This window comes from Streptomyces fuscichromogenes (assembly GCF_014645815.1).
Lineage (GTDB): Bacteria > Actinomycetota > Actinomycetes > Streptomycetales > Streptomycetaceae > Streptomyces > Streptomyces fuscichromogenes.
In genome coordinates, this window is the sequence record NZ_BMML01000001.1 from 664,415 (window position 1) to 682,333 (window position 17,919).

17 protein-coding genes are annotated in these 17,919 nt (G+C 72.5%); 14 read left to right on the forward strand and 3 right to left on the reverse strand.

Translation table 11 applies throughout. The annotated features are described in order from the left end of the window. The first annotated feature begins 1 nt into the window (after position 1). On the forward strand, positions 2-1,012 hold the full coding sequence (locus IEZ11_RS02990) for a CU044_5270 family protein (RefSeq protein WP_189260930.1): 1,011 nt from the start codon (positions 2-4) through the stop codon (positions 1,010-1,012). Between the two features lie 133 nt (positions 1,013-1,145). Then, complete coding sequence (gene dapD, locus IEZ11_RS02995; protein WP_189260931.1) at positions 1,146-2,135, forward strand: 2,3,4,5-tetrahydropyridine-2,6-dicarboxylate N-succinyltransferase; 990 nt, start codon at positions 1,146-1,148, stop codon at positions 2,133-2,135. Between the two features lie 62 nt (positions 2,136-2,197). Here the strand turns inward: dapD and IEZ11_RS03000 are convergent, their stop codons facing one another. Continuing rightward, positions 2,198-2,707: an HAD domain-containing protein gene (locus IEZ11_RS03000; protein WP_189260932.1), complete on the reverse strand. Its 510-nt coding sequence runs from the start codon at positions 2,705-2,707 to the stop codon at positions 2,198-2,200. 141 nt (positions 2,708-2,848) lie between these two features. Between IEZ11_RS03000 and IEZ11_RS03005 the strand changes: the two genes are divergently transcribed. Then, the gene (locus tag IEZ11_RS03005) at positions 2,849-3,409 is read left to right on the forward strand and encodes a SigE family RNA polymerase sigma factor (RefSeq protein WP_189260933.1); all 561 of its coding nucleotides are present in this window, start codon (positions 2,849-2,851) and stop codon (positions 3,407-3,409) included. Then, entirely contained in the window at positions 3,406-4,623 is a 1,218-nt protein-coding gene (locus tag IEZ11_RS03010) for a WD40 repeat domain-containing protein (RefSeq protein ID WP_189260934.1), read from the forward strand. The genes IEZ11_RS03005 and IEZ11_RS03010 overlap by 4 nt, the downstream gene beginning before the upstream one ends. Positions 4,624-4,638: 15 nt before the next feature. Here IEZ11_RS03010 and dapA read toward each other — a convergent pair whose 3' ends face one another. Then, positions 4,639-5,550 (reverse strand): 4-hydroxy-tetrahydrodipicolinate synthase, encoded by a 912-nt coding sequence (gene dapA / locus IEZ11_RS03015; RefSeq protein WP_189260935.1) that lies wholly within the window; start codon positions 5,548-5,550, stop codon positions 4,639-4,641. A gap of 178 nt (positions 5,551-5,728) precedes the next feature. Here dapA and IEZ11_RS03020 point away from each other — a divergent pair, with 178 nt between their 5' ends. From IEZ11_RS03020 to IEZ11_RS03040, 5 genes are all read left to right on the forward strand, one after another. Further along, positions 5,729-5,956: a hypothetical protein gene (locus IEZ11_RS03020; protein ID WP_189261120.1), complete on the forward strand. Its 228-nt coding sequence runs from the start codon at positions 5,729-5,731 to the stop codon at positions 5,954-5,956. Beyond that, positions 5,953-6,636 (forward strand): hypothetical protein, encoded by a 684-nt coding sequence (locus IEZ11_RS03025; RefSeq protein ID WP_189260936.1) that lies wholly within the window; start codon positions 5,953-5,955, stop codon positions 6,634-6,636. The genes IEZ11_RS03020 and IEZ11_RS03025 overlap by 4 nt, the downstream gene beginning before the upstream one ends. Positions 6,637-6,709: 73 nt before the next feature. Then, a complete protein-coding gene (locus IEZ11_RS03030; RefSeq protein ID WP_189260937.1) occupies positions 6,710-7,150 on the forward strand; it encodes a hypothetical protein in 441 nt (146 codons plus the stop codon). Between the two features lie 140 nt (positions 7,151-7,290). Next, positions 7,291-7,917 (forward strand): ArsR/SmtB family transcription factor, encoded by a 627-nt coding sequence (locus IEZ11_RS03035; RefSeq protein ID WP_189260938.1) that lies wholly within the window; start codon positions 7,291-7,293, stop codon positions 7,915-7,917. 13 nt (positions 7,918-7,930) lie between these two features. Then, on the forward strand, positions 7,931-8,668 hold the full coding sequence (locus IEZ11_RS03040; protein ID WP_189260939.1) for an SRPBCC family protein: 738 nt from the start codon (positions 7,931-7,933) through the stop codon (positions 8,666-8,668). A gap of 21 nt (positions 8,669-8,689) precedes the next feature. Here the strand turns inward: IEZ11_RS03040 and IEZ11_RS03045 are convergent, their stop codons facing one another. Further along, on the reverse strand, positions 8,690-10,516 hold the full coding sequence (locus tag IEZ11_RS03045) for a DUF8508 domain-containing protein (protein WP_189260940.1): 1,827 nt from the start codon (positions 10,514-10,516) through the stop codon (positions 8,690-8,692). A 341-nt stretch (positions 10,517-10,857) separates the two neighbouring features. Here IEZ11_RS03045 and IEZ11_RS03050 point away from each other — a divergent pair, with 341 nt between their 5' ends. From IEZ11_RS03050 to IEZ11_RS03070, 5 genes are all read left to right on the forward strand, one after another. Then, entirely contained in the window at positions 10,858-12,288 is a 1,431-nt protein-coding gene (locus tag IEZ11_RS03050; RefSeq protein WP_189260941.1) for a hypothetical protein, read from the forward strand. Between the two features lie 265 nt (positions 12,289-12,553). After that, the gene (locus IEZ11_RS03055; RefSeq protein WP_189260942.1) at positions 12,554-13,999 is read left to right on the forward strand and encodes an alkaline phosphatase PhoX; all 1,446 of its coding nucleotides are present in this window, start codon (positions 12,554-12,556) and stop codon (positions 13,997-13,999) included. A gap of 452 nt (positions 14,000-14,451) precedes the next feature. After that, positions 14,452-16,047, forward strand: a complete 1,596-nt coding sequence (locus tag IEZ11_RS03060; protein ID WP_189260943.1) for a TROVE domain-containing protein — start codon at positions 14,452-14,454, stop codon at positions 16,045-16,047. A 106-nt stretch (positions 16,048-16,153) separates the two neighbouring features. Beyond that, a complete protein-coding gene (locus IEZ11_RS03065; RefSeq protein ID WP_189260944.1) occupies positions 16,154-16,810 on the forward strand; it encodes a GntR family transcriptional regulator in 657 nt (218 codons plus the stop codon). Between the two features lie 22 nt (positions 16,811-16,832). Further along, on the forward strand, positions 16,833-17,849 hold the full coding sequence (locus tag IEZ11_RS03070; RefSeq protein WP_189260945.1) for a 1-aminocyclopropane-1-carboxylate deaminase: 1,017 nt from the start codon (positions 16,833-16,835) through the stop codon (positions 17,847-17,849). The last annotated feature ends 70 nt before the right edge of the window (positions 17,850-17,919 follow it).

The following is a 17,919-nucleotide window of genomic DNA, read 5'->3' on the forward strand; positions in this document are numbered from 1 at the left end:
GATGGACGAGATGACCGAGGTGCGTGAGCTGCGTGCCGGCGTGCCCGTGCCCGACCGCGCGCGGCTCGCGCCGGGGCGGGCGCGGCTGGTGGAGGCGGCGCGGGCCGGGCAGCGGCACCGGGCGCTGTGGCGGCGGCGGGGGTTCGTGATCGTCGGGGTGGTGGCCGCGGTGACCGCCGTCGCCGTCACCGTCTCGCTGCTGCTGGGCGGCGCCGCGGGGCGTCAGGTGCGGCCGGCGGCCTCGCCGACCGCGTCTCCGAGCCTGCGGCTCAAGGGGGTGAGCGCGGCCGAGTTCCTGCGCCGGGCGGCCGATGTGCTCGACACCGAGCCGGACGCCGAGGTACCCACGGCCAAGCAGTGGATCTACACCAGGAGCATGCAGGAGCCGCTGAACGAGCAGGCCAAGAACGCCACGGGCCCCATGAAGGCGCTGCTGGGCCCCCAGGAGGGCTGGATCAGGTACGACGGCAGCGCGATGGCCGGCCTCGGGCTGGACACCACGGGCAAGCACCGCAAGCTCAGCATCACCAGGATGCACCTGGAGAACGGCGGGGAGGGCGACGACCGCTCGCCACGCGAGATGTACCGGGTGCTGGCCGCCCTGCCGGCCGGCGCCGAGCAGACGCTGCGGTCCCTGCGGGAGACGAACGCCATCGCCGACATCAAGGGCGCGTCCCAGGCACGCGACGACTACGACGAGATCAGCGTCCTGCTGACCGCCGACGTCATGCCGCCCAGGGGACTGGCCTCGCTCTACCGTGCCCTCGCGACCCTGCCGGGCGGAGCGCTCACCGACCACCTGGTCGAGACCGCCGCCGGGCGCCGGGTGATCGCCCTCGACTACGCCAGGGAGGGCAACCCCAAGACCGGCTGGTCGATGCGGGACCAGTGGCTGATCGATCCGCAGACGTACCGGATCGTCGGCACCCGGATGATCCAGGGCGGCAAGGTCGTCGGCGGCGACTCGATCGTCGCGACGGCGGTGGTGGACCAGGCCGGCGAGCGCCCCTGACGCCGGCCCCGGACCCGGGCGGCCCGCACCACGGGGGAGTGCGGGCCGCCCGACGCGTCTTTCGGGGCCCGCCCCGTGAGACGCCCCGCACGCTGGTTCGCCTCTGTGGGCCCCGGCCGGTTAGGTTGCCCTCATGACCGACACGACTGCTCCTCGCACCACCGGCGCCGTGGCCGCCGGCCTCGCCACCATCGCCGCCGACGGCACCGTTCTCGACACCTGGTTCCCGGCTCCGGAGCTGGTCGCCGAACCCGGCCCGGCCGGCACCGAGACGCTCTCCGCCGAGCAGGCCGTGGAACTCCTCGGCGAGGGTGCGGCCAGGGCGGTCGGCCCGGACGTGCGCCGCAACGTGGAGGTCGTCGCGGTCCGTACGGTCATCGCCTCCCTGGACGACAAGCCGCTCGACACGCACGACGGCTACCTGCGTCTGCACCTGCTCTCGCACCGTCTGGTGAAGCCGCACGGCCAGAGCCTGGACGGGATCTTCGGCCTGCTCGCCAACGTCGCCTGGACCTCCCTCGGCCCGGTCGCCGTCGACGACATCGAGCGGGTCCGGCTGAACGCCCGCGCCGAGGGCCTGCACCTCCAGGTGACCTCGATCGACAAGTTCCCGCGGATGACCGACTACGTCGCCCCGAAGGGCGTGCGCATCGCCGACGCCGACCGGGTCCGCCTCGGCGCGCACCTGTCCGAGGGCACCACCGTCATGCACGAGGGCTTCGTCAACTTCAACGCCGGCACGCTCGGCACCTCGATGGTCGAGGGCCGCATCTCGGCCGGTGTCGTGGTCGGCAACGGCTCGGACATCGGCGGCGGCGCCTCCACCATGGGCACCCTGTCCGGCGGCGGCAACGTCATCATCTCCATCGGCGAGCGCTGCCTGATCGGCGCCGAGGCGGGCGTCGGCATCGCGCTCGGCGACGAGTGCGTGGTCGAGGCCGGCCTGTACGTCACCGCGGGCACCCGCGTCACGATGCCCGACGGCCAGATCGTCAAGGCCCGCGAACTGAACGGCGCCTCGAACATCCTCTTCCGCCGCAACTCGGTCTCCGGCGCCGTCGAGGCCCGCCCGAACAACGCGGTCTGGGGCGGCCTGAACGAGATCCTGCACAGCCACAACTGACGCCCCCGCCCCCGCTCCCGCCGCGGGCCCAACGCCCTTCCGTCGTGTCGGCGGGAGGGCGTTCAGCCGTCCCGGGATGTCGTCGCCCCGAACTCCGCCAGCGTGGCGAAGTCGGGCTCACGCAGGCCGGTCCGGGGGTCGACGTGGTGCAGCAGGGCCGGGCCGGGATGGTGTGCGTGGACGTACAGGGTGTCCGCCGGGCCCTGTTCGTCGTCCACCCAGGCGAACGGGCGCCCCTGCGCGTACGCGACGATCGCCTCGGTCTTCCAGTGGACGCCGTCCGGCCGTTCCGTCAGCAGGCGCTCGCCGAAGTCGACGTACGGCAGCTCGGGAAGGCCGACGACCGGGGCGATCCAGCGGTTGGCCTCGGCCATCCAGGTGGTCGCCCAGCACAGCTCGTAGCCGAGGGCGAGCAGCGCCGGGCCGTGGGACGGGTTCAGCCACACCCGTAGCGGGCGCCCCGGGCGGACCCTCGCCCGGATCGTCGTGTATCCCTCGGGGCGCCGCTCGGGCTTCGCCGCGTACGGGTTGAGGGGGCCGTCGACGTCCAGGAACAGCAGGGGGCGGCTCATGGGGACAACGTAGGGCAGCGGGCGCGCGGGGCGCCGGTGAATATTCTCGTGCCGGGCAGGCATAGCGGCGCCGCTCCGCACACGTCACCACAGGTACAGGGCCCGGCACACCGGGCGGGCCCGGCGGAAGAGAAGGTGACGATGGATGCGGAACTGCAGGAGAACTTCCGGGAGTTCGTGGCCGGCCGGTCCTCGGCGCTGCTGAGGACGGCCGTGCTGCTGACCGGCGGCGACCGGCACGCGGCCGAGGACCTGTTGCAGAACGCCCTGATCAAGGCGGCCGGCCGCTGGCAGCGCATCGACGAACCCGAGGCCTACGTCCGGCAGGTCCTCTACCGGCAGCAGGTCAGCCGCTGGCGGCTGAAGTGGCGCCGCCGCGAACTCACCGTCGCCGAACCGCCGGAGAGTCCGCCGGCCACCGACACCACCACCGCCGCCGAGCTGCGCCTGGTCCTGCGCGCGGCCCTGTCCCGGCTCACCGCCCGCCAGCGCACCGTCCTGGTCCTGCGCTACTTCGAGGACCTGCCGGAGACCGACGTGGCCCGGCTGCTCGGCTGCTCCGTCGGCACCGTACGGTCCACCACCCACCGCTCCCTGGCCCGCCTGCGCACCCTCGCGCCCGAACTGGCCGCCCTCGCCCCGGACTCCGGCAACGACCAGCCGCCGTCCCGTGACCACTCGCCCGTGGAGGTGCGGCCGTGAACGCCGAGGAACTCGTCCGAGCCACGCTGCGCGAACAGGCCGCCGAACAGCCGCCGGCGAGCCCGGGATTCGCCGACCGCGTACTGGCTGTCCGCCGACGCCGCCGCACCCGCAGGTTCGCCGTGGTGGCCGCCGCGACGGCCGCCGTGGTCGCCGTCGCGGTGGCGGTGCCACTGCTGGACTCCGGGAAGAGCGATGTGCGCCCGTCCGGGATCGTGCGGCAGCACGGGATCACCGGGCACCCGGATCAGTCGCCGCCGCGGGACCTGATCGCGGCCGGGCAGACGGCACTCGCCGCGTACTACACCTGGCGGACCGTGCCGCAGACCGACGGCCGGGGCATCGGTGTACGCACCTACCGGCTGCTCGACCCCGCGACCGCCACGTACGTGAAGGACTCCCGGTGGGCCTTCGTCGCCGTCGCGCCGGGCCTGCGGACGGCCGCCGTGCTGGAGCAGAACCTGCCCGTCCGCCGGATCGGCCTGCTCGACCTCGCGACGAGGAAGATCGAGCGGTGGATCCCGGTCGAGCACGGGATCGGCGGACTCGCCTTCTCGTACGACGGGACCCGGCTCCTGGCGACGACGTACGACGGCAACCCCGACACCCGCGCCAAAGCCCAGGACATCAAGGGCGGCTGGGAGTGGGCGCCCGCGTTCGACACGTCGACCCGGACCGGCTTCTACGACATCGACGTGGCCTCCGGCCAGGGCGCCTGGACCGGGGTCGGGTCCGACCGGTACACCCCCCCGCGCGACGACTTCTCCTACAGCCGCACCGGCGATCAGGTGTACGCGCAGATCATCGGCCGCCGGGACGGGACACAGCAGTTCTACGACCTCGACGGCGGGAAGACCGCCGCCCCGGCGAACGAGCGGTACCTGCGTACGGACGTCGACGCACGGCTGTCCCCGGACGGACGGCTCGCCGCGCTCGGTCTGACCAAGGAGGTCGCTCCCGGGAAGTCGTACTCCTCGATCCGTGATCCCCGCACCGGCAAGGAGATCACCAAGATCCGTGGCGGCCACCTGCTCGCCTGGGCCGACGACCGGCGGCTCGTCGCCTGGGAGCGGGCCAGCAGCCTGGACGAGCCGTACCGGGCCCGGCTGGTGCTGGTGACGATCGGCAGCGACCGGATCGTGCCGCTGAGCGGGGTCCAGAAGGAGATGTTCGACGAGCTGAAGGCGTGGCAGCCCGTCTTCGCCCGCCGCTGATCAGCCTGCCGCTGATCAGCCCGCCACGAACTCCTCGTACACCGCCCGCAGCCTGTCGGCCTCCTCCCGGCCGGCGGGCCGCAGCGGTGCCCGCAGCGGGCCCGCCGGCAGGCCGGCGCCGGCGAGCAGGGCCTTCGCGGTGACCGTGCCCGGCAGGCCCGCCGCCGTCATCGCCTCGATCAACGGCACCGCCCGCAGCTGGAGCGCGGCCGCGCGGGCGGTGTCGCCGGCGTCGAACGCGTCCAGGATCGCGGCGACCCGGGCGGGGACGACGTTGGCCACCGTGCTCACACAGCCGGCCGCGCCCAGCGCGTACAGGGCGAGGATGTGCTCGTCGCAGCCCGCGTAGTACGCCAGGTCCGTGCGCGCCAGCACCTTCTGGACGCCGAGGAGGTCGTACGAGCAGTCCTTCACCGCCACGATCCGGGGATGGGCGGCGAGCCGGACCAGCGTCTCGGGCTCGATCCGGGTGCCGGTGCGGCCCGGGATGTCGTACAGCATCACCGGCAGCCCGCTCGCCTCGGCCACCTCCAGGAAGTGCGCCTCCAGCGCGTCCTGCGGCGGCCTGCTGTAGTACGGGGACACCAGCAGCACCCCGTCCGCGCCCGCCTTCTCGGCCGCGAGCGTGAGCTCGACGGTGTGCCGGGTGTCCGCCGTGCCCACCCCGGCCACGAGCGGCACCCGCGCGCCCACCGCCTGGCGGACGGCCGCGATCAGCTCGGCCTTCTCGGTGTCCGAGGTGGTCGGCGACTCGCCGGTGGTGCCGTTCAGCACCAGCCCGTCGCAGCCCCGCGCCACCAGATGCGCGGCCAGCCGCCGGGCACCGTCGAGGTCGAGCGCCCCCGCGTCGGTGAAGGGGGTGACCATCGCGCAGAGGACGCGGCCGAAGGGACGGGGCGGGCGGGCGGTGTCGCGTGGGTTCGTCATGGGGGTAGTTTCGGCCGCGCGAAAGCTTAGCTCTACTTAATTTTCCTATGGAATACGTCTTAGCAAAGCTAAGTTGTCGGCTTCGTCGTGTCCGAGGCCCTGTGTCCAACTCGGCCCCTCATGGGTCACTATGGGCCGGACGGTCACCGACGGCAGGTCATGGGTCATGGGAGGCGCCATGAAGCTGGGCAAGGCACTGGCCACCGGGGTCGCGGAGGAGCGGCCGCTCGTCCACGACGAAGTCCCCGAAGTCCCCGAAGTCCCCGAAGTCCGCACAGTCCCCGAAGTCTCCGCAGTCCCCGAAGTCCGCGGACTTCGCGAGGAGATCCACGAGAGCCGCGCCCCCGGGACGGCGTCCCAGTCCCTGTCCGCGTCCGCGTCCGAAGAGGCCCCGGCCGCCCGATGAGGCTGCGGCTCCCGGCGGAACGCCCGACGGAGCCGCCGTCCGGCTACAAGATCGCCCACCCGATGCTGTCCCGGGACCGCGCCCGGGCCGGGTTCACCGGTGTGTCGCTGGGCGGCGCGCTGCCGTACGGAGTGCTGGACGACGCGGCCTGCGTCTACGGCCGGCGGCATCGCCCGCCCGCGCGGCGGTGCGACTGCGGCTTCCACTGCGTTCACGAACGCGAGGTCGCCGAGGCTCTGTTGTGCACCGCCGAGCACCGGGCGGCCGTGCTGCTCGATGTCCGCGTCCTCGGCGCCTACATCCGTTTCGAGCACGGGTTCCGCTACGCCCGGCAGCGGGTGCGGACCGCGACCGTCGGGCCGTGCGGCTGCGGTGCGTCGGCCGTCGCGCTCGCCGACGCGGGCTGGGGCAGGCCCGGTTGGCTTGCCCTTGAGGCCGCCTGCGGGGGTTGTGTACGCGCGCGTGCGTCCGTCTCGCTCGCCGGGTTCGCCCGGCTGGCGGGGCAGGGACTGCGGGTGATCGCCGGAGCCGGGGACGCGGGGGCCGACGGCGGCCCGCCGACGCCGGGCGAGGGTCTCGGGGTGCCCGAACTCGTCGCGGAGGCGGCCCTGTTGCAGGCCCGCCTCGACTGGTTCCAGAGCCAGCTGGCCCGGCTCGGCGAACGGGGGGAACAGGCCTGATGCCGGCCTGCCCGGGTACTCGGAAGGTCTGCGAACGGAGCGGACGCCGACGAGACCAGAAGGGGCAGCAGCGATGGCGAAGAGGACCGGACACGGAACGGGAGCCGGGCCGACCGGCACCGCGGGCGCGTTGGCGGCCAGGGCCGGCGCGCTGACCGTACATCTGCGCGCGGGTGCGACCGGCGCCGGTCGCCGGGCCAGGGGCCGGGCGGTGCGGGGCGGCCGCACGGCGCGGGAGCAGGCGGCCAGGGCACGGCACGTGCTCCAGGAACGGGCCGTCCGGACCGCGCATGCCGTGCGGGAGCGGGCGGGGCTGGCCGCGCGGCCGGCATCGGAGCGCGCGGCGTCGGGGCAGGCGGCCGGGGCGGGGCGCGCCGTCGCGGGCGGTGCGCCGCTGCTCGGGCGCCGGGTCGTCAGGGCCGTCGGGCGCAGCCCGAGGGCGGCGCTGACCGCGGGCGCCGTCGCCGCCGCCGTGGTGGCGGGCGTGCTGAGCCACAGCCGTCGTCGCCACTGACATCTGCGCATCCGCGCAACCATGCATCCGCGCATCCGCGCAACCACGCATCCGCACATCTGTCGGGGGCTCCGCACCGCCGTCCCACCGAATACTTCAGTCGTCTGGACAAAAAAAGTTTTCGGTGAGACGGTGGAGCCATGTTGGACGTCACCGTGATCGAGGACCCCGAGGCGGCGGCCGTGTCGCTGGACCCCGTACGGGCCAGGCTGCTCGCCGAACTGGCCGGCGCGCCCGCGTCGGCCGCGATGCTGGCCGGCCGGGTCGGACTGCCCCGCCAGAAGGTGAACTACCACCTGAAGGCGCTGGAGCGGCACGGCCTGGTCGAACTGGCCGGCGAGCGGCGCAAGGGCAACGTCACCGAGCGGCTGATGCGCGCCACCGCCGCGTCGTACGTCATCTCGCCGGCCGCGCTGCCCGCCGTACAGCCGGACCCGGACCGCTTCCGCGACCAGTTCTCCGCGCGCTGGCTGCTCGCGCTCGGCGCGCGCCTGGTGCGCGATGTCGGCATGCTGATCAGCGGGGCCGCCACGGCCCGCAAGCGGCTGGCGACCTACGCGCTGGACGGCGAGGTCCGGTTCGCCTCCGCCGCCGACCGCGCCGCCTTCGTGCAGGAGCTGACGGCGGGCGTGAGCGCGCTGATCCGCAAGTACGACGCACCCGACGAGGACGGGGGCCGGGACCACCGGATCGTCGTCGCCGTCCATCCCACGGTCAAGGACGAGTCCCGGTCCCCGGTCGAGGACCAGCCCACACTCGGAAGCTGAGCAGGAGCCCCCCATGTCCAAGGAATTCGAGATCGCCCGTGAGTTCGAGGTCGACGCCACGCCCGAGCAGGTGTGGGAGGCGATCACCCACGGCACCGGCGGGTATCTGTGGCCGATGCAGCCGCCCGAGCCCCGGGTGGGCGGTACGGCGGCCTTCGGCTCCACCGTCGCCGCCTACGACCCGCCGCACCACCTGGTCGTCCGCAGCGAGGACGTCGGCTTTCCGACCCAGAGCGCCAACCAGCTGGAGCACGTCGTCGAGGAGCGCGACGGCGGCCGCCGCGCCTGGGTGCGCTACGTGCACAGCGGCATCTTCACCGACGACTGGGACAACCAGTACGACGGCGCGAACCGGCACACCGACTTCTACCTGCACACCCTGCGCGAGTACCTCACCCACTTCGCGCCCCGCCCGGTGGGCTTCGCCCAGCTGAACGGGCCGGAGGCGTCCCAGGCGCCGGACGCCTTCACCGCCGTGGGCCGCGCCCTCGGCCTGCCGGACGACCTGGCCGAGGGCGCGAAGGTGAGCGTCCGGGGGCCCGGCGGGCGGGCCCTGGACGCGGTGGTCGACTACCGCGACCCGTACTTCATCGGGCTGCGCACCGACGACGCCCTCGTCCGGTTCTTCGGGCGCAACCACTGGGGCGCCCCGGTCGGCATCAGCATCCACGACTTCGCGCCGGACGCCGACGCCGAGGCGAACGAGGCCGCCTGGCAGGGCTGGCTGAACGGGGTGTACAGCCAGTCCTGAGCCCTGCCGGCCGCCGGACCGTCAGGGGCGGAAGCGCAGCACCTGCGGGTCGTGGTCGCTGATCTGGTCGTGGAACTCCGAGTTGATGTGCACGCTGTCGTACGCGAAGTCGCCCTTGCTGCGGATCTGCTTGCTGATCAGGATCTGGTCCAGGACCTGCTCGTTGCCCTGGTAGTCGTAGGTGTAGCGCTCCTTCGTCGGCAGCGACTGGATCGCCGACCAGAGCACGCCGTGGCTCTCCAGGATCTTGGTGGTGCCGGAGAAGTCGAAGTCGTTCATGTCACCGAGCGCGATCACCTCGGCGTCCTTCTGGACGTCGAGGATGTTCCTGACGAACGCGTTGACCAGCGTCGCCTGCGCGTGGCGCTGGGTCTCCGAGCTGCGCACCACCGGCTGGTACTGCGAGGTCAGCCCCTGGTCGCCGCCCTTGGAGTTGAGGTGGTTGGCGATCACGAAGACGGTCTTGCCGTGGAAGACGAACTCACCGGCGAGCGGCTTGCGGCTGGTCGTCCAGGCGGAGTTCGCCGGGTCGATGCGGCCGGGGGAGGCCGTCAGCTGGGCCTTGCCGTGCACCTTGGTGACGCCCACCGCGGTGGTGGAGTCGCCGCCCGCGCGGTCGACGAAGGAGACCCGCTCCGGGTTGAACAGGAAGACCTGGCGGATGTTGCCGCCGGGCTCGCCGCCGTCCTGGTCGTTGACCGGGTTGATGGAGCGCCACTGGTACTTCGGACCGCCGGCCGCGACGATCGCGTCGATCAGCTTGTTCACCGTGACGTCGGCGGCGACCGTGCCGTCGTCCGTCGCGCCGTTGTTGTCCTGGATCTCCTCCAGGGACACGATGTCGGGCGACTGGAGGTTGTTCACGATCGCGGCCGCGTGCGCGGCGAAGGTGCCGTCCGAGGGGTCGAGGTTCTCGACGTTGTAGGTCGCCACCGCCAGCTCGCCGCTGGACTGCTTCTTCGTCGTCTCGCGCTGCAGGCCGCCGCTCTTCAGGGTGCCGAGCGAGCTCGCGACGAGGGTGTAGCCGCCGTACTGGTTGTAGTCCATCGGGCCGGTCGTGGCGCCGGTCAGGGTGTCGCCGACGTTGGCCACCGGGAAGTCGGCGGTCGCGCCGAGGGACTGGATCTGCAGACGGCCGGTGTTCTGGTCGCGGTAGGAGCGGTAGAGCGAGCCGCCGCGGTTGGTGCGGTTCTCGTGCGGCTTCACCGTGACCCACAGCTCGGCGTACGGGTCGGTCGCGGTGACCACGCGGGCGTCCTTGACCTGGACGTTCATGCCCTCCAGGGACTCGTAGTAGTCAAGGGCGTACTTCTTCGGCTGAAGCGTCAGGCCGTTGACCGAACCGCCCGCGGCCGTGTCGCCCGTGGGGGTGTACGCGCTCGGCACCGACTTCTTGTCGATCACGACCGGCGCGGGGACCGCGTTGCCGGTGGAGACGGTGGTGACCGTCGGCTTGGTGATCTCGGTCAGCGACTGGTTGCCGGTGGTGGCGCCGCCCGGGACGTACTCGGAGACCGTGCCGGTGACCGTGACGGAGTCGCCGACCGCGACCTTCGGGGTGGAGCTGGTGAAGACGAAGACGCCCTCGCTGGTGGCCGGGTTGGCGTCCGGCGTCGGATCCTGGAGCCAGAAACCTCTGGAGGAGCCGTAGGTGCGCGTGGCCGTGACGATGCCGGGGACGTCCGTCACCTTCTGGCCGGCGTAGGGCGAGGTGCGCGTGGTGCCCTGGATGTCGTGGATGCGCAGCCCGTCGGCCTGGGCGGGCGAGGTGAGGGCGACGGTGGACGCCGCGCTGCAGACGGCGGCGACGGTGAGCGCGGCGAGACGCGCGGAAGACCTGCTCGGCAAGGGAATCCCTCCGGGGACATCGGAAGCGCCGGGACAAGGGCGGTATATGGAGCGTTCATGACACGTTCATGTATGCCATGTTGCGCGGATGTGACACGCGTAGATACCGAGTGAACAGTTGTCCCCCCGTTTTCTACGCGCGTCAATCTCCTGCCTGATCAAGGCAGTTGTCAAGGTTTCGGCCATGTACGGGGCCCGGCGGGGAGATGAACCGGTCGGCATGGGTGGAAATCCGTCTAGGCTGAGCGGCTGAGCCGTACGGCGTCCAGGTGGTCGTACGGCCGTCGATACGGTGTCCATGTCGCCGTACGACCGTTGAGGCGTCCGAGGAGAACCAGCCGATGTCTGACAGCGCCCCCCTGCCGCCGGTGCGGTTGCGTTCCGAAGCGGAGCTGGCGCACGCCGCGCTGTCCACGCCGTTGCTCACCCGGGCCGCCCGGCTCGCCCGCTGGGCCGGCCCCGACACCCGTGTGGACGCGGGCGGCGAACTGGTCGAGGAACAGCTCCCGGCCGCCGCCGAGGCGCTCGGGCTCACCGGGGAGGACGCCGTCGCCCACGCCAGCGAGGCCTGGCGGGTCGCCGTGGACGCCGGACTCGTGGTGGTCGCCGACGAGGAGGCCGGGACGGTGGCGGCGGGGGAGGAGCTGGCGCTGCTCACCGGCGGGTCGCCGCATGACGTCCTGGCGGTGTGGCAGGCCGCGCTGGAGACCGTGATCGCCGACGCGAGCGTGCCCGACCTGGAGGGAATTGTCGACGTGCTCGACGAGGGCGGCGAGGTCGATTTCGCGTCACTCGGCTGGGACCCCCAGGCCGAGGCGGACTTCCTCGACGGCGTCCTCGGCAACCTGTACCTGCTGACCGTGAGCGAGGGCGGGCCCGGCGAGGCGCCGGTGCCGCTGCCCGCGCTCGCCGCGTCGATGATCGTGCCCAGCGACATGGGGGAGCCGACCAACGACGTCCTCGAACAGGTCTCCGACGCGATGATGCGGCTCGACGACCAGTTCCGGCTCCTGGAGCCGGTCGGGCTGGTCGAGTACCAGCCGGTCGACGAGGCGCTGATGGCCGACGCGGAGGAGGAGCCGGCGGCCGGGCCGGTCGAGGAGGCCGACGTCTCCCGCTACGGCATGGTGCGGCTCACCCCGCTCGGCGCGTACGGGCTGCGGGCGCGGCTGCTGGAGGCCGGCTTCGAGGCGCCGGCGGTCGGGGAGCTCGCCGACAAGGGCGCGGACGCGCTGCTCGACGGTACGGCCGGGTTTCCGCAGGGGGCCGCGCAGGCCGAGACCGAGCAGTGGCTGGCCCGCCGGGAGTCCCTCGGCGCCGCCCGGGAGCTGCTGGCCGCCGCGCGCGGTGCGGACACCGGGGCCCCGCTGCGGCGGCTGCGCTGCCAGCAGGCGCTGTCACTGCTCGGCGCGGAGGCCGAACCCGCCCTCCGCGAGGTCCTCGACGACCCCGAGCTGGGCGGTCTGGCGAGGGTCTGGCTGGTCGAACGCGGTGCCGCCGACGTGCCGGCGCCCTCCCAGGACATGATCTTCTGGCTGACCATCGACACGGTCGCCGCGCAGCTGGCGGCCGAAGGGAACTCCGAGGAGCTGCAGGCGCTGGTGGAGGGCCTGGCCCAGCAGCACGGCGGGTTCTTCGCCGAGGCGTGGCGGGTGGGTCACCCGGACACCGCCGACGTCCTGGAGGCGATGGGCCGCCTGCACCCCGACAAGAAGGTGGCCAAGGAGGCCCGCAAGGCGGCGTTCAAGGCGCGGTCCCAGCACGGGGGGTAGGGCCGAGGACGGGGCTGCGCGAAGGGGTGGCACCGCCGGACACCGCCGTTCGGGCTGAGCGCCGTCGCGGCGGCGGGAAAGATCAACTGGTGGGGTGCTCTTGGGGCGCGCTTTTGGTCGGCGTGGGGTGGGCATTGCGGATTCATGGAACAGACGGCTGCGATGTCGCCCTGTGTTCAACCGGCGTTCAGGGGTGGGCGGGAGCGTGTGCGCCGAGTTGAGGTCCGCCACCCTCCACGGCACTCCGACCGTCACAGGAGACACCATGTCGCTCACCCGCAGGGACTTCGCCGCGAAATCCGCGATCACCGGTGCCGGTGTCGCGCTGGCAGGCAGCGTCGGCGCCCTCGCCACCGCCCCGAACGCCCTCGCCGCCACCGAGAACGAGACCGAGAGCGAGGCCGCGCACGGGCACGGCGGCGTCGGCTACGGACCGCTGCTGCCCGACCCGGACGGCATCCTCGCGCTCCCCGCCGGCTTCAAGTACCGCGTCATCACCTACAGCGGCCGGACCAAGCTGGAGTCGGGCGAGTTCACCCCCTCCAACCACGACGGCACCTCCACCTTCGACGGCCCGCGCGGCGCCACCCTCCTGGTCAACAACCACGAGCTGGCCGGCCCCCGCGCCAACTGGAAGTACCCCGTTCCGCTCACCGAGGGCCTCGTCTACGACCCGGCCGCGGCCGGTGGCTGCACCGTCGTCGAGGTCCGCCCCGGCGGGCACGTCGCCGAATGGGTCGGCATCGCCGGTACCGCCACCAACTGCGCGGGCGGCAACACCCCGTGGGGCACCTGGCTGACCTGCGAGGAGACCGAGGACAAGGCCGGTACCAACGGCTTCACCAAGGACCACGGCTACGTCTTCGAGGTCGACCCCGAGGACCGCCGGGCCAACCGGGACCCCGAGCCCGTCAAGGCGCTCGGCCGGTACGCCCACGAGGCCGTCGTCGTCGACCCCAAGCGCGGCCACCTCTACCTGACGGAGGACGCCTCCAACCCGAACGGGCTGCTCTACCGCTGGACCCCGCCCGAGCACTTCCGCCACGGCCGCGGCAGGCTGCGCACCCTCGCCGCCGACGCCGGCACCCTCCAGGCCTTCAAGTGCTTCGACTCCGGCGGCCAGTTCGTCGACGACCTCTCCCGTGCCACGAAGATCGGCACGGTCTACGGCGTCGACTGGGCGGACGTCCCGGACCGCGACGCGCGGACCACCTCGGTCCGCAAGCAGTTCACCACCGGCCAGGTCACCCGCGCCCGCAAGCTGGAGGGCATGTGGTGGGGCGACGGCGGCGTGTACATCGTGTCCTCGTACGCCCGCGCCGAGAGCCCCGTCCAGCACGACGGCTCGGTCTGGTTCTACGACCCCAAGCGCCGCACCCTCACGCTCAAGGTGCGCATCGGCGTCAACCCGGACCCGTCCGTGGAAGGGAACTTCGACGGCCCGGACAACATCACCGTCTCCCCGTACGGCGGTCTCGTCATCGCCGAGGACGGCGAGGGCCTCCAACACCTGTTCGGCGCCACCGACAGCGGCCGTACCTACCCCATCGCCCGCAACGAACTCAACGCCGGCACCGAAGAGGCGCCCGAGTACAGCGAGTTCACCGGGGTCACCTTCTCGCCCGACGGCCGGACCCTGTACGCCAACATCCAGACCCCGGGCATCATGCTCGCCATCACGGGACCCTGGAAGCGCCAGCGGCGCGGCTAGTTAATTCGGTCGCTCGGCCCGCGGCCCGCCTCCTAAGGTTGTGCATGTCCAGGTGCGAAGGCAGGACCTACTTCCACTCATAATGGGGCGGCCGCGGGTTCGAGTCCCGCCACCGGTACAACGCGCCGGTGTAGCTCAGGGGTTAGAGCACCTACGTCGGTTCCGCCGACTTCGATCTCTGGACACCAAAGACTTCATGCACCTCCCGGTGCGTGCGTTATTGAACTCGGGAGGCGCAGCTCATGGTGGGTGTCCGGTGCGCAGGCGGCGGATACTTCGGGAACTGGTGGGGGAAACCCCCGTGCGGGTTCGAATCCCGTCATCGGCCCTGGGCCGATGTGGCGGAACGGAAGACGCGCCAGTTTACAGCGCCCGCAGTCGAATTCGACCTCGGACACCCTCCTTCTGCTGCGCCTCCTCCGAAACTCCAATGAATTCGGGGGGAATTCACCATGGCGCGATTCAACACCAGGGCGGCCCGTGCACAGCCCACTTCGCGGGTCACCTCGACGGGACGGATCCTCCGTACCTACGAGGGCGGCCGGGGCCACGAGCGGGACGCGCGGTCCGAGCTCTTCCTGCTCGCCGTCGCCAACTTCGTCTCGCAGCAGACCTTCTACGAGTCCGGTGCGGACCGCGACGACCGGTTCGCCGGACTCGTGCGTGAACTCGCCGTCTTTGACCCGGTGTGGACGGCCGGCCTGCTCGGCTGGCTGCGCGGTACCGGCAACATGCGGACCGCCTCCCTCGTGGGCGCCGCCGAGTACGTACACGCACGCCTGGCGGCGGGCGCGACCGACGGTCCGTCGAACCGGCAGGTCGTCGCCTCCGTGCTGCAGCGGCCCGACGAGCCCGGCGAACTGCTCGCCTACTGGACGACGACCTACGGCCGCGCCGTTCCCAAGCCCGTCAAGCGGGGGATCGCCGACGCCGTACGACGGCTGTACCACGGCAGGTCGCTGCTCAAGTACGACACCGCGGCCAAGGGGTACCGCTTCGGCGACGTCCTCAACCTGGTGCACGCGGCGCCGGACCCGGACAAGCCGTGGCAGGGCGAGCTGTTCCAGTACGCGCTGGACCGGCGGCACAACCCCGGCACCGCCGTACCGCCCGCGTCGAGCCCGGTGCTCGGCGCACACCGCGCGCTGATGGCGCTGCCCGTCGAGCGGCGGCGTGCGGTCGTCACCGGGGCCGATGGCGCCGGGCGGCTCGCGGCGGCCGGTCTCACCTGGGAGGCGCTGGCCGGCTGGCTCCAGGGTCCGATGGACAGGGCGGCCTGGGAGGCGGTCATCCCGTCCATGGGCACCATGGCGCTCGTCCGCAACCTGCGCAACTTCGACGAGGCCGGCGTCTGCGACGAGGTCGCCGCGCAGGTCGCGGCCCGGATCAGCGACCCGGCCGAGGTGGCGCGGTCGCGGCAGTTCCCGTTCCGCTACCTCGCCGCGTACCGGCACGCGCCGTCGCTGCGCTGGTCGTACCCGCTGGAGCGGGCGCTCGGTCACTCGCTGGCCAACGTGCCCGCGCTGCCGGGGCGGACGCTGGTGCTCGTGGACCGTTCGGGCTCGATGTTCTACTCGCGGCTCTCCGAGCGCTCGGAGCTCAACCGGGCCGACGCGGCGGCGATCTTCGGCACGGCGCTGGCGCTGCGGGCGGCGGACGCGGACCTCGTCGAGTTCGGTACGACGAACAAGCGGCTGGACTTCGAGCGGGGCGAGTCGGTGCTGAGGATCCTGGACCGCTTCGGCGACCTGGGCGGCACCGACACCACCTCGGCGATCCGCGCGCACTACCGGGGACAGGACCGGGTGCTGATCGTGACCGACGAGCAGTACGCGTACCACCGGGACGGCGACCCGACCCGGCAGGTCCCGGCGCACATCCCCGTCTACACCTGGAACCTGGCCGGCTACCGGGTGGGCCACGGCCCGTCCGGCAAGGGCAACCGGCACACCTTCGGCGGCCTCTCGGACGCGGCCTTCCGGATGGTCCCGCTGCTGGAGGCGGCCCGGGACGCCGACTGGCCCTGGGAGGCGAAGGCGACGGCCTGACCGTCGGCCGACAGGCGTGGCCCGCACCTTCACGGGGGGTGCGGGCCACTTTCGGGTGTCCCGCGCTCTTGCCCGTGCCCGGCATTGATATCTAACATTTCAGTTCATGGAGGCCTTGCGACCCGTCCCCCGCACCCTGCTCCGCGACCGCGCCTACACCGCGATCCGGGACGCCATCGTCGCCGGGGACATCGAACCCGGCGCGGTGGTGCGCGACGCCGAGTTCGCGGAGCGGCTCGGGCTGTCCCGGGCGCCCGTGCGCGAGGCGTTCGCGCGCCTGGTCGACGAGGGGCTCCTGGAGAGCAAGCCGCAGAGCTACACCCGGGTCACGCCGGTCGTGGCCGCCGAGGTACGGGACGCCGCGGCCGTGGTCGGTGCCATGCACGAGCTGGTCACCCGGGTCGCCGTCCCCCGGCTGCGGGACTCGGACCTGGACGAGATGCGGGTGTCCAACGTCCGCTTCGCCGGCGCCGTACAGGCGGGTGACGTGGACGAGGCCCTGCGTGCCGACGACGACCTGCACGACGTGCTGGTCCGGGTGGCCGGCAACCGCGCGGCCGCCGCCACCGTCGCCCGCTACACCCCCCTCATCCGCCGCCTGGAGCGCCGCCGCTTCGGCGAGGGCGGCTCCTGCCGCTCGGCCGGCCTGCACGAACGGCTCATCGAGGCCTGCGCGGCCGGCGACACCGACGCGGCCGTACGGGTCACGGCCGACATCTGGCGCACCCTGTCCGACCTGGCCGATGCCGACGCCACCGACTGACCACGCCACCAGGAGGCACCCCATGTCCCTTTCCGCCCACGACCGTTACCCCCTTCTCTTCGGCCCCTCGCCGGTGCACCCGCTGGAGCGCCTCACCGCCCACCTCGGCGGCGCCGCGCTGTGGGCCAAGCGGGAGGACTGCAACTCCGGGATCGCGTACGGCGGGAACAAGACGCGCAAGCTGGAGTACCTGGTCGCGGACGCGCTCGCCAAGGGCTGCGACACCCTCGTCTCCATCGGCGGGGTCCAGTCCAACCACACCCGCCAGGTCGCCGCCGTCGCCGCCCGCGCCGGGCTCAGGTGCGTGCTGGTGCAGGAGAGCTGGGTGGAGTGGCCGGACTCGGTGTACGACAAGGTCGGCAACATCCTCATCAGCAGGCTGGCGGGAGCCGATGTACGCCTCGTCCGCGCCGGGTTCGGGATCGGGTTCAAGGAGAGCTGGGAACTGGCGCTGCGGGAGGTCGAGGAGTCGGGCGGCAAGCCGTACGCCATCCCGGCCGGCGCCTCCGACCACCCGCTCGGCGGCCTCGGCTTCGCCGGCTGGGCCTATGAGGTCGCCGAGCAGGAGCAGCAGTTGGGCGTCTTCTTCGACACGGTGGTGGTCTGCTCGGTGACCGGTTCGACGCAGGCCGGCATGGTCGCCGGGTTCGCCGCGCTGGCGGAGGCCGGCGGCCGCGAACGCCGGGTGATCGGCATCGACGCCTCCGCCAAGCCCGTCGAGACCCGCGAACAGGTCGCCCGCATCGCGCACCGGACTGGTCAACTCATAGGCCTGAAGCGGGAGTTGACCGTCGACGACGTCGAACTCGACGAGCGTTACCACGCCGGTGTCTACGGCGTCCCGGACGACACCACCCTGGAGGCGATGCGTCTCGCCGCCCGCACCGAGGGCATGGTCACCGACCCGGTGTACGAGGGCAAGTCGATGGCGGGGATGGTGGACCTGGTGGAGCGGGGTGAGATCGCCGCGGATTCGACCGTGCTCTACGCCCACCTCGGCGGCCAGCCCGCGCTGAACGCCTACAGCGCTCTGTTCTAGACGGTTCGTCGATCGCCCTGCGGATGCGCGCCGGCGGTCGACCGCGGCGCCGTCGTGGCTGGTCGCGCAG

Excerpts from the sequence above, each read along its gene's own strand:
- IEZ11_RS02990 (WP_189260930.1), top strand. The coding sequence starts at position 2 with ATGGACGAGATGACCGAGGTGCGTGAGCTGCGTGCCGGCGTGCCCGTG.
- dapD (WP_189260931.1), top strand. The coding sequence starts at position 1,146 with ATGACCGACACGACTGCTCCTCGCACCACCGGCGCCGTGGCCGCCGGC.
- IEZ11_RS03000 (WP_189260932.1), bottom strand. The coding sequence starts at position 2,707 with ATGAGCCGCCCCCTGCTGTTCCTGGACGTCGACGGCCCCCTCAACCCG.
- IEZ11_RS03005 (WP_189260933.1), top strand. The coding sequence starts at position 2,849 with ATGGATGCGGAACTGCAGGAGAACTTCCGGGAGTTCGTGGCCGGCCGG.
- dapA (WP_189260935.1), bottom strand. The coding sequence starts at position 5,550 with ATGACGAACCCACGCGACACCGCCCGCCCGCCCCGTCCCTTCGGCCGC.
- IEZ11_RS03020 (WP_189261120.1), top strand. The coding sequence starts at position 5,729 with ATGAAGCTGGGCAAGGCACTGGCCACCGGGGTCGCGGAGGAGCGGCCG.
- IEZ11_RS03025 (WP_189260936.1), top strand. The coding sequence starts at position 5,953 with ATGAGGCTGCGGCTCCCGGCGGAACGCCCGACGGAGCCGCCGTCCGGC.
- IEZ11_RS03030 (WP_189260937.1), top strand. The coding sequence starts at position 6,710 with ATGGCGAAGAGGACCGGACACGGAACGGGAGCCGGGCCGACCGGCACC.
- IEZ11_RS03035 (WP_189260938.1), top strand. The coding sequence starts at position 7,291 with ATGTTGGACGTCACCGTGATCGAGGACCCCGAGGCGGCGGCCGTGTCG.
- IEZ11_RS03040 (WP_189260939.1), top strand. The coding sequence starts at position 7,931 with ATGTCCAAGGAATTCGAGATCGCCCGTGAGTTCGAGGTCGACGCCACG.
- IEZ11_RS03050 (WP_189260941.1), top strand. The coding sequence starts at position 10,858 with ATGTCTGACAGCGCCCCCCTGCCGCCGGTGCGGTTGCGTTCCGAAGCG.
- IEZ11_RS03055 (WP_189260942.1), top strand. The coding sequence starts at position 12,554 with ATGTCGCTCACCCGCAGGGACTTCGCCGCGAAATCCGCGATCACCGGT.
- IEZ11_RS03060 (WP_189260943.1), top strand. The coding sequence starts at position 14,452 with ATGGCGCGATTCAACACCAGGGCGGCCCGTGCACAGCCCACTTCGCGG.
- IEZ11_RS03065 (WP_189260944.1), top strand. The coding sequence starts at position 16,154 with ATGGAGGCCTTGCGACCCGTCCCCCGCACCCTGCTCCGCGACCGCGCC.
- IEZ11_RS03070 (WP_189260945.1), top strand. The coding sequence starts at position 16,833 with ATGTCCCTTTCCGCCCACGACCGTTACCCCCTTCTCTTCGGCCCCTCG.